An 8,342-nucleotide genomic window follows, 5' to 3' on the forward strand; every position below is an offset into this window, starting at 1 on the left:
GTCCCCGCCCACGAGCAGCAGGCCGGCCGAATCGTGTTGGTGCTGGAACTCCAGCCGGTTCTCCACGAGCCGCCCCACGTAGATGCCCTCCGGAGAGAGACCGGGCTGCATCGCGGTGAAGACCGTGGCCTGTGGGTTCACGCGCCACTGGAAGGAATAGGAGCTGCCGAGGTTGATGGGGCGCCGGTTCTCCAGGGTCCGCTGACCGTCGGTCTTCCCCGCGAAGCGTGGGACCGGCAGGGGCTCCAGCTTCTGGACGTCCAGCAGCGTGAGCGGGTCTTCGCCCCGCATTTGCGTCGCGTCGCGGATGACGAGGGCCCGGTCACCGTTGTCGCTGCCCATCAGCAGCTGGAGCACGGAGCCTCCCAGCATGAAGCGGCCGAGCTTCTCCCGCTCGAAGGTGGTGAGGCTGTAGCGGTGGAAGAGCTTCAGCGTGGGCAGGTACACCAGCAGCGACGTGCCCCCGGCGGCGAACAGGAACTGCTGCTCCGGCAGCTCCAGCGTGTGGACGATGCGCCGCGACTTCACGTCCAGGATGCTCACGGAGGACTGTCCCTCCATGCGCAGCACGACGAGCCGGCCGCCGTCCGCGACCTGCACGTCGACGAGCGTCCGCTCCAGGTCGATCTTCTCGAAGGCCGCCTCGGGCGGGAGCTCCGGCTCCTGCGCCACCGGCGCGAGCTTGACCACCTTGAGCGACGGCTTCGGAGGCGCGGGCAGCCGCACCGGCAGGTCATACGTCCGGCTGCCCTTTCCCGTGACGTAGCCAACCTGGACATAGGTCTCGTTGCCGGTCCGCCAGGCCACGTTCGCGGCCAGCTTCACCGTGCCCACGCCCTGATGGGACACGCGAGCGTGGGACTCGCCTTCCGCTTCGTAGGGAGGCGTGCGCGAGCGCGTGAGGAAGGTCGAATCAGGGTGGATGAGTCGCAGTTCCAGTTCCTGCACCGCGCCGTCAGGGTTGCTCACCTCCACCGTGACGGGGACGTCGCAGGCGTCCTCACAGTCCTCCGGGAGCGCGCCGACAATCAAGTCGGCGGCCCGTCCCGCCAAGAGCGGCTGCACGCGCTCCCAGGGGACGACGAAGCTGATGTTGGTGCCCCGGAGCGTGGCCACCGCTACGCCCAGGAGCCGCCCCTCCACGTCCACCACCGGACCGCCGCTGTTGCCGGGGTTGAAATCACTGTCGACCTGGATGGCCTCCAGCGCGCCCAACCGACCGCGACGCAGGCTGGACACCGAGCCTCGGGTGATGGTCGCGGCCGGGCGATGGTCGGGGGACAGCATCTGTCCGAAGGGGAAGCCCACCGCGTAGAGGCCCAACGTCTCACGCGGCGTCACGCCCTCGTTGAGCGGCTCCACCTCGATGCCCGCCGTGTCCGCGACCTCCAGCAGTGCCAGGTCGTTGCCCCGGTCCTTCGCGATGATGCGCGCCTGCCGCGTCACCTCCTGCGGCGTGCCGCTGCGGTAGATGACCTGGAACGATGGCGAGCCCTCTTCGTCCTCCAGCGCGATGACGTGGTGATTGGTCACCACCCGGTGCTTGCCCTGCCCGGCACTGACGACAAACCCGCTGCCGCTTGCCTCTCCCGCGCGGATGAACACGGTCGCGCCCTTGATGCGCTCCAGCAGCGCCGCATCCATCGAACCGGGGCTGGAGGCCGAGGCCTCCTGCTTCCGGCACGAAGCGCCGCCCACGGAGAGACACAGCGACAACACCCCCAACAGGACCACCCGTCTGAACACATCCGCTCCAAGGCTTGACGCAGGCCCCGGACGTTAGCGTTCACGCCTGAACGCTTCCAAGCCCCCCTCCCAGCACCGGCGCCGTCTGGAAATGAATTCCCTGGGAGAGCCGTCAAACCCAAAGGCAATTCATGCAAATACATCACGAAGGTGATGGGGTGGCGGCGACTCAGGTCACGGATTGCCCCGTCCGCCAGACGCGCCGTAGATCTGCCCCGTGATGTAGCTGGCCTGGGCGCTGGCGAGCTCCACGTACACGGACGCGAGTTCCGCGGGCTGGCCGGGGCGCCCCATGGGCGTGTTCTCTCCGGACTTGACCAGGTTCTCCTGCGTCTGGCCTCCGCTCACCTGCAGCGGCGTCCAGAACGGGCCCGGCGCCACGCCGTTCACCCGGATGCCCTGCTTGGCCAGCTGCTTCGCCAGGGCCTTGGTGAAGAGCATGATTGCCTTCCGCCACGAGCTCCTGGACCGACGCCACAAGGACAACCTGCAGCTGTCGGCGGTGGGCCGCGCGCTGCCGGGGGCGCCCGGGGGCTGCTGGAGGTGGGCGGCATCTTCCCGGGCCAGGCCTTCTTCACGAGCCGCGAGTCGCGCGAAGAAGGCCCCCGCCCCCGCGGCTCCAGCCGGGCATCGCCTTCAGCGAGTACCTGCGCGGCTACGAGGACCTGACGTTCCGCGGGCGCAACGTGCTCATCGGCACGGCGCGCTACCGCTACCGCGTCATCATCGACTACGGCTGGGCCTCCACCGTGTTCCTCGCGCCGTCGCTCTTCCTCAGCCAGCTCGAGCTGGAGGGCTTCGGCACGTGGGCGCGGCTGGACAACGAGCGCACCCAGAAGGCGGTGCGGCCACGCTGCGCCTCACGGTGGGGCAGAGCATCCCGTTCGCGCTCTTCTACCAGTACGCGTACCGCGGCAATCAGTTCGGCGGCCTGCACATCGCCGGCATCGGCTTCTGACCCGAGCCGCCTCGCGAGCATCCGGCTCACGAGGCGGCCGCGGGGACCTGCGTGCGTCCCGCGCCTAGAAGCCCGGGCCCTGGCGGAAGCAGGCCTGGATGGCGGTGCAGAGCCCGGCGAGACGGCCGTAGCAGTCCGAGTCCTGGTAGCAGGGCGAGCAATCCAGCGTGCAGTAGCCGCCATACGGATACTGATCGCCGGTGAGCGCACTCGCGGACACGGCCTTGCTCGGCTCCGAAGCATCGGCCTGCTGGCGTGGCTGCACCTCGGCGCGGGCCGCGATGCAGACACCCGCCTCGGCGTCCTCGCGCGCCTCGTCCGCTGCCCGCGAGGCCGCGGGCCACGCCACTACCGCCGACACCGCGAACACCACGAGGGCCGCCATCTTCGACATCGACTTCATGGGTTTCCCTTTCATGGAAAGATGGGCTTTCCATTGAGGTAATTATAAGTCAGAATTCCCTGTGCGTCAGCAACGCTGAAGCGAGGCGCGCCGCCGCTCAGTCGCCGCGTGCCCAGGCCATACAGGCCGTGCATCCGCGCGTAGGCGAGCACCGCCGAGGGCACGAGGTCCGCTGGCTGCGCGCCGCGCATGAGCAGGTCGCGCACCTGCGTGGAGGACACCTCCGCGAGCGGCGGCCCCACGGTGTTCACCCTCCACATGGCCTCTATCCTGCCTATACGCCCGAAGAATCGTGCGCCCCGCGTGCTCATGCACGCCCTTGCCCCACTTCACACGGGCCGCATCAGCTCAGGCCCAATCCCAGATGGGCCTGCGGCTTCTTCACAGCAATCCAACGAAACGCGCGTGCATTCGCGTCCAGGGCCAGAAAGGCGGCGGGAATCGAACCCGCCGCCAATGTCAGTCACTCAGCGCGCCCGCTGTGGCAGAGACCCGGTGCGTGTCATGGCCAGACACCTTTGGTGCGATTTCGCCGTGCCTCACGCCAGGACACTCTTCGCGCGGTCCGGCGACTACTTCTCCTGCGTGATCTTGTTGTCCGTGCCGGTGCGGCTGATCTTCGGCTTCGACTTGCCGTGGCCACGCTTGTAGGTGACGGAGTTGGAGCTCCCCGTCACGGTGATGGCACGGGTGGCCTCCACCTTCACCTTGTTGTCGGTGCCGTTCACGGTGACGCTCTTGCACTCGCCGGTCAGTGTCACCGTGTTGGACGCGCCGGTGATCTCCACCGTGCTCTCCGGCGTACACTCGTGGGTCGCGGTCTCGCCAGAGCCGGTGATGTCGATGTTGCCCGAGCCCTCCGCGTCGTCCTGCGCGACGGCCGTCATCGGGCCGAAGGCACATGCCACCATCATGAACACCGCCGCGCCGAGCTTCCTGTTCATCCGTGTCCCCTGAGGAGAAGTGTGGGCCTGATGCCGCACGGCTCCCATCTACGTGACGGGCGATGGAAGATTCAATCCGGAGGCCTCCAGTTCCAAGCGGAGCGCCTCGTGCTCGGCCTCCGAGAGCGGAAGGGCGCTGAGGTCCCGCACCCGCTCCAGGGCGTCAGGCGTGTCCCCCAGGGCCACGGCCAGCTCCGCCCGGGCCACGAGTGCCCGTGCCCGCTCCATCGTCGTCCCGGCGCCGACCTTCTTCAGCGCGACGTCCAGGACCTTCGCGGCGGCGGCGTCATCGCCCTTGAAGTCGCGCAGGCGCCGGGCGGTCTTGAGGGCCTTGCCGAGGATGGACGTGGGGGCTTCCGCGTCGTCTCCGTAGCCGCTCGGCTCGTCCCTCCGGATGAACATGACGGAGTTGCCGGAGGGGTCGACGACGGTGAAGCGCGTCTGCCCCTTCTTCATGCGAGTCATTCGCGGGAGACCCCGGAGGGGAAGCCGGCCATGGGCCGTTCGCAGCGCGGCCAGGAAGCGCGCGTGCAGCTCCTCCACCTCGTCCACGATGATCAGGCAACTGCTGAAGGCCTTCAGCGGATCCAACCCCTTCAGGCCGAAGAAGTGGAGCTGGGCGCCACCCCGTCGGGTCGCCGCGTAGGGATTCGGAGCCCTCTGCTGGTACGTCACCTCGAACCCCAGCAGGGCATAGAACTCGAGCGTCGGCGCGAGCTCCACGCAGGGGAGCAGGGGGATGGACGCGTCACCCTTCATGGGAGCGCTCCTCCACGGCCAGGTCCTTCTCCAGTCGCAGGCGCGCTTCACGGATGCCCTTGACCGCCGAGGCCAGGAGCGCCGGAGCGAGGCTCGCGGCCATCCGGTCCGCCCACTCGGCTTGCGCCTGCTCGACCTTGCGCAAGGCGCGGCGCCCGGCGGCGGTCAGTGAGACGCACTTCGCACGCTGGTGATGCGGGTTCTCGACGTACTCCACGAACCCGTCGCTCGCGAGCGCGTCCGCCGTCTGCTGCACGCTCTGCCGCGCAAGCCCCATCGTGCGCGCCACCGCCGCCACCGTCGCGGGGCCGTGGTCAATGACGCCCAGCACCTGCCAGCGAGCGCTCGTCAATCCCGCCGGGGCGCTCAGCCGATCCCCGGCCTGGAGCAGCAGCCCATTCAGTTGGAACACCTCCAGCACCAGGGCGCTGAAGGCCTCTGCTTTCCGGGTCAGGGGTGGCATGGACAGGAACCTGTCAAGATGACAGGAGCCTGTCAATATGGGCCCGCGGGAGGAACGGGTCCTTGTGGAGGAGGGCGTCCCCCAGGACTCCGGCGTGTCTGTGTTTGCCTTGCTCCCTCAGCGCGCGCGCTGCAGGTGGATCATCGCCTCATCCAGCAGCGCGGCCACGCCCCGGCGCACCACGTGCACCACCTTGCGGTGATGCGCGGAGGCCAGGTGCGTGTAGTGGCTGGACACCTTGTGGTGCAGCTCCGTGGCGCCCCAAACCAGCACCAGGTCCGCCCACTCCAGGTCGCTCTTCGCGCGGTCCGCGGTGCGGCGCTCCGTGCCGTCCACCATGCGCAGGGAGATGTGTCCGCCCAGCTTCGTCTCCAATTCCTCACGCACCGCGGGCGAGCCACCCACCACCACCACGCGCTGCACGCCGCGCTGGTGGCACATCTCCAGGAAGGCCACCTCCGCACGCCGGTTGGCGGAACCGCCGCACCGCGCACAGTGGCTGCGGGGCTCCACCCGAAGGGGCTCCCGGCCGCTCGCCGACGCCACCTGGAGGCAGGCTGCATCCGCGCACACCTGGAAGAAGCGCTCGGCCAGCAGCTCGGCCGCTCGCAGGAGCTTGGGCTCGCTCATCCGCGCCTTGCCTGGCCGCGTGAGCCCCGCCTCTTCCAACACGCCCCTGGCCCGCGCACGCGCATCCAGCAGCGTGACGCCGCGCTCCGCCAACCACCCGTCGATGTCCCTGTCCGCGCTCATCGCTTGGCCATCGGGACAGGAGTAGCGGCGAACAGCTCCGACTGCATCGGGACGGGCCCGGAGGGCTGCGCCAGTCCGAGCGCCTCGCGCACCGGGCCGAAGCTCCGGCGGTGGATGGGCAGCACGCCCCGGGCCTGGATGGCCTGCACGTGCTGCGCGGTGGGGTAGCCCTTGTGCGCCGCCAGCCCGTAGCCGGGATACTGCGCGTCCAGCTCCGCCATCAGCCGGTCGCGCGTCGTCTTCGCCAGCACGGACGCCGCCGCGATGCTCAGGGAGAGCGAGTCCCCCTTGATGATCCCCCGCTGCGGAGCGGGGCACTGGGGAATCGTGCGCGCGTCCACCAGCACGTAGTCCGGCGTCAGCCCCAGCCCCTCCACCGCGCGCCGCATGGCCAGCAGGCCCGCGTGGTAGATGTTGATGGAGTCAATCTCCTCCACCTCCGCCCGGCCCACCGCCCACGCCACCACGTCGCGCTTGAGCGCCTCCGCCAGCGCCTCGCGCTTGTCCGGGTCGAGAATCTTCTTCGAGTCGTCCAGCCCCTTGAGCTTGTAGCCCCTGGGCAGGATGGCCGCCGCCGCGACGACGGGGCCCGCGAGCGGCGCCATGCCCGCCTCGTCCACGCCCGCGACCTTCAGCAGGCCCTGCTCCCACAGCTCCGTTTCGAACTTGAGCAGGTGCCGCAGCCGCTGGCCTTCCGCGCGGTTCTTCTCCTGCCGCGAGCGCAGCCTTCGCGCGAGCGCCTGCGCGCCCTGGCGCGGATCTGCTTCCAGCGCCTCCAGCAGCCCCTGGGGAACGGGCTGCGCCTGGGTGACGAACCGCACGGTCAGCTCGGTGACCGAGCATTCGAGCAGCGCCTGCACACTCTCTGCGGACATGGGGGACCTTCGGGATTGCCTACCCGTCGGGTAGCGCGGTTGCACGGCTTACTGGAGTGGGGGAACACCAGTGCCGCGACAACACGTCCGCACGCACGCCGTCAGGCCAGACGGGCGAGCGGCGAGGCTGGAGGAGAGCCGGACCGACGCGGAGGCGCGCATGCGGGTTTGACGCATGGCGCAAGTGGTACCGCGCACGGGCAGGTATGCACAACCGCCCGGCGGCCGGAGACAGCGGATTTTCCGCGCGCTCCGGCCCTCACTGGCGGGTCTTCCGGTTCAATCCTTGAGCTGGAGCGTCACCGTGGCGGGAACAGGCGTGCAGTGACACCCGTCGCACGTCCACTCCACGCGCTCCGCGGGCGTCACGTGCGAGCCCGCCGTGGCCACCACGCGGATGGGGCTGGGCGCGAGCGTTTCGTTGATGGCCGTGGTGACGCCGCGGTCATCCGTCACGCCGGTGATGCTGACGTTGCTCTCCAGGTTGGTGGCCGTCACGGACGCGCCCTGGATGTACGCACCGTCCGACGACATCACCTCCACGCGCAGCGACAGCGGCTCCGCGCAGGTGTCCTCGTGCCGGTTCGCGCTGGGGGCGTCATCACAGCCCGTCAGCAGCACGCTCGCGAGGAGCCCCAACCATCCATACGTCCTCAACTGCTTCCCCATCCCCACGCCCCCAACCCGTCCCATGCCGTGAATCTGGTACCGGGGGACGGGGGCTGCAATGCATGTGTCAGGCGGCGGGCGGCAGCCGCGCATGGGCAAAACGTGCGGCATCGGTGTCCGGATAGCGATGCAGGATGTACCGGTAGATTTCCTCCGCGCGCACCGTGTTTCCCAACTTCTCCCCCTGCACGCGCGCCAGGAGCACCAGCGCGCGGGGCGCGGTGGGCGAATCCGGCGCCGTGTCCGCCGCGGTTTCCAACGCTTTGACCGACAGTGGGAAATCTCCTTCCACCGCCGCGGCCTGGCCAATGAACAGATGGTGCGCCGGCGAAAGCTTCAGGCGAGGCAGAACGTGGAGCGCGCCATACAGCGCCAGCGCCTTCGCCACGTCGCGCGCCTCCACCGCCGCGCCCAGCTCGGCCAGCTGCCGGGCCCGGGCCGTTTCGGCCTCGACGGCGTCGGGCTCCGGGGAGGGGAGCCCCGGGGCCTCGCGCAGGGGCTCGGGCACGCGCTGGGGCGCGGTGTCACCCAGCGTGGCCTCCAGGAAGTCGCGCGCGGGCAGGTAGCCCAGCGCGTCCCCGTGCACGTACAGCACGAGCCCCAGCAGGCTCGCGGCACTGAAGGGCATCAGGCAGGTGAGCACCTGCGCGATGAACCCGGACGCGAACGGAAGCCCCAGCTGGACCACCCACGCCGCGCCCCAGTGCAGCCCGCCGTGGACGAGCGCCAGCAGCACGAACACCCCCGTCACGAGCCCCGCGTCGCGCCCCAC

General features: G+C 69.6%; 11 protein-coding genes and 1 pseudogene. 1 reads left to right on the forward strand and 11 read right to left on the reverse strand.

Going from position 1 to position 8,342, the window contains the following annotated elements; translation table 11 throughout:
- On the reverse strand, window positions 1-1,746 hold a 1,746-nt coding region (locus D7W79_RS34485; protein WP_147442188.1), incomplete at its 3' end, for a S1 family peptidase.
- Between the two features lie 174 nt (window positions 1,747-1,920).
- Window positions 1,921-2,187 (reverse strand): SDR family oxidoreductase, encoded by a 267-nt coding sequence (locus tag D7W79_RS34490; RefSeq protein ID WP_244222133.1) that lies wholly within the window; start codon window positions 2,185-2,187, stop codon window positions 1,921-1,923.
- A 364-nt stretch (window positions 2,188-2,551) separates the two neighbouring features.
- Here D7W79_RS34490 and D7W79_RS43975 point away from each other — a divergent pair, with 364 nt between their 5' ends.
- Window positions 2,552-2,704 carry a hypothetical protein gene (locus D7W79_RS43975; RefSeq protein WP_158617124.1) on the forward strand — a complete coding sequence of 51 codons (153 nt, stop codon included), beginning with the start codon at window positions 2,552-2,554 and terminating at the stop codon, window positions 2,702-2,704.
- Window positions 2,705-2,768: 64 nt separating this feature from the next.
- On the opposite strand, the gene D7W79_RS34495 is transcribed toward D7W79_RS43975, so the two are convergent.
- The 9 genes and pseudogenes from D7W79_RS34495 to D7W79_RS34535 all read right to left on the reverse strand — a co-directional run.
- Window positions 2,769-3,107 carry a hypothetical protein gene (locus D7W79_RS34495; RefSeq protein ID WP_120529580.1) on the reverse strand — a complete coding sequence of 113 codons (339 nt, stop codon included), beginning with the start codon at window positions 3,105-3,107 and terminating at the stop codon, window positions 2,769-2,771.
- Between the two features lie 113 nt (window positions 3,108-3,220).
- A pseudogene (locus tag D7W79_RS34500) lies at window positions 3,221-3,355 on the reverse strand (nicotinate-nicotinamide nucleotide adenylyltransferase); the annotation flags it as partial.
- A 324-nt stretch (window positions 3,356-3,679) separates the two neighbouring features.
- Window positions 3,680-4,051 (reverse strand): DUF3060 domain-containing protein, encoded by a 372-nt coding sequence (locus D7W79_RS34505; protein ID WP_158617125.1) that lies wholly within the window; start codon window positions 4,049-4,051, stop codon window positions 3,680-3,682.
- A gap of 48 nt (window positions 4,052-4,099) precedes the next feature.
- Window positions 4,100-4,810: a bleomycin resistance protein gene (locus D7W79_RS34510; RefSeq protein ID WP_120529582.1), complete on the reverse strand. Its 711-nt coding sequence runs from the start codon at window positions 4,808-4,810 to the stop codon at window positions 4,100-4,102.
- Window positions 4,800-5,273 carry a MarR family winged helix-turn-helix transcriptional regulator gene (locus D7W79_RS34515; RefSeq protein ID WP_120529583.1) on the reverse strand — a complete coding sequence of 158 codons (474 nt, stop codon included), beginning with the start codon at window positions 5,271-5,273 and terminating at the stop codon, window positions 4,800-4,802. Before D7W79_RS34515 ends, D7W79_RS34510 begins: the two co-directional genes overlap by 11 nt.
- Before the next feature lie 117 nt (window positions 5,274-5,390).
- Window positions 5,391-6,026, reverse strand: coding sequence for a hypothetical protein (locus tag D7W79_RS34520; RefSeq protein ID WP_120529584.1), 636 nt, complete (start codon window positions 6,024-6,026; stop codon window positions 5,391-5,393).
- A complete protein-coding gene (gene rnhB, locus D7W79_RS34525) occupies window positions 6,023-6,901 on the reverse strand; it encodes a ribonuclease HII (protein ID WP_120529585.1) in 879 nt (292 codons plus the stop codon). Before rnhB ends, D7W79_RS34520 begins: the two co-directional genes overlap by 4 nt.
- Before the next feature lie 279 nt (window positions 6,902-7,180).
- Complete coding sequence (locus tag D7W79_RS34530) at window positions 7,181-7,594, reverse strand: carboxypeptidase-like regulatory domain-containing protein (RefSeq protein WP_244222134.1); 414 nt, start codon at window positions 7,592-7,594, stop codon at window positions 7,181-7,183.
- Window positions 7,595-7,637: 43 nt separating this feature from the next.
- Window positions 7,638-8,342 (reverse strand): tetratricopeptide repeat protein (locus tag D7W79_RS34535; protein WP_147442189.1); only part of this gene is annotated, 705 nt, incomplete at its 5' end.

Source organism: Corallococcus exercitus, assembly GCF_003611585.1.
Lineage (GTDB): Bacteria > Myxococcota > Myxococcia > Myxococcales > Myxococcaceae > Corallococcus > Corallococcus exercitus.

Bases quoted from the DNA above. Each gene is read 5' to 3' on its own strand.
- D7W79_RS34490 (WP_244222133.1), bottom strand. From the start codon at position 2,187: ATGCTCTTCACCAAGGCCCTGGCGAAGCAGCTGGCCAAGCAGGGCATC.
- D7W79_RS34495 (WP_120529580.1), bottom strand. From the start codon at position 3,107: ATGAAGTCGATGTCGAAGATGGCGGCCCTCGTGGTGTTCGCGGTGTCG.
- D7W79_RS34505 (WP_158617125.1), bottom strand. From the start codon at position 4,051: ATGAACAGGAAGCTCGGCGCGGCGGTGTTCATGATGGTGGCATGTGCC.
- D7W79_RS34510 (WP_120529582.1), bottom strand. From the start codon at position 4,810: ATGAAGGGTGACGCGTCCATCCCCCTGCTCCCCTGCGTGGAGCTCGCG.
- D7W79_RS34515 (WP_120529583.1), bottom strand. From the start codon at position 5,273: ATGCCACCCCTGACCCGGAAAGCAGAGGCCTTCAGCGCCCTGGTGCTG.
- D7W79_RS34520 (WP_120529584.1), bottom strand. From the start codon at position 6,026: ATGAGCGCGGACAGGGACATCGACGGGTGGTTGGCGGAGCGCGGCGTC.
- rnhB (WP_120529585.1), bottom strand. From the start codon at position 6,901: ATGTCCGCAGAGAGTGTGCAGGCGCTGCTCGAATGCTCGGTCACCGAG.
- D7W79_RS34530 (WP_244222134.1), bottom strand. From the start codon at position 7,594: ATGGGACGGGTTGGGGGCGTGGGGATGGGGAAGCAGTTGAGGACGTAT.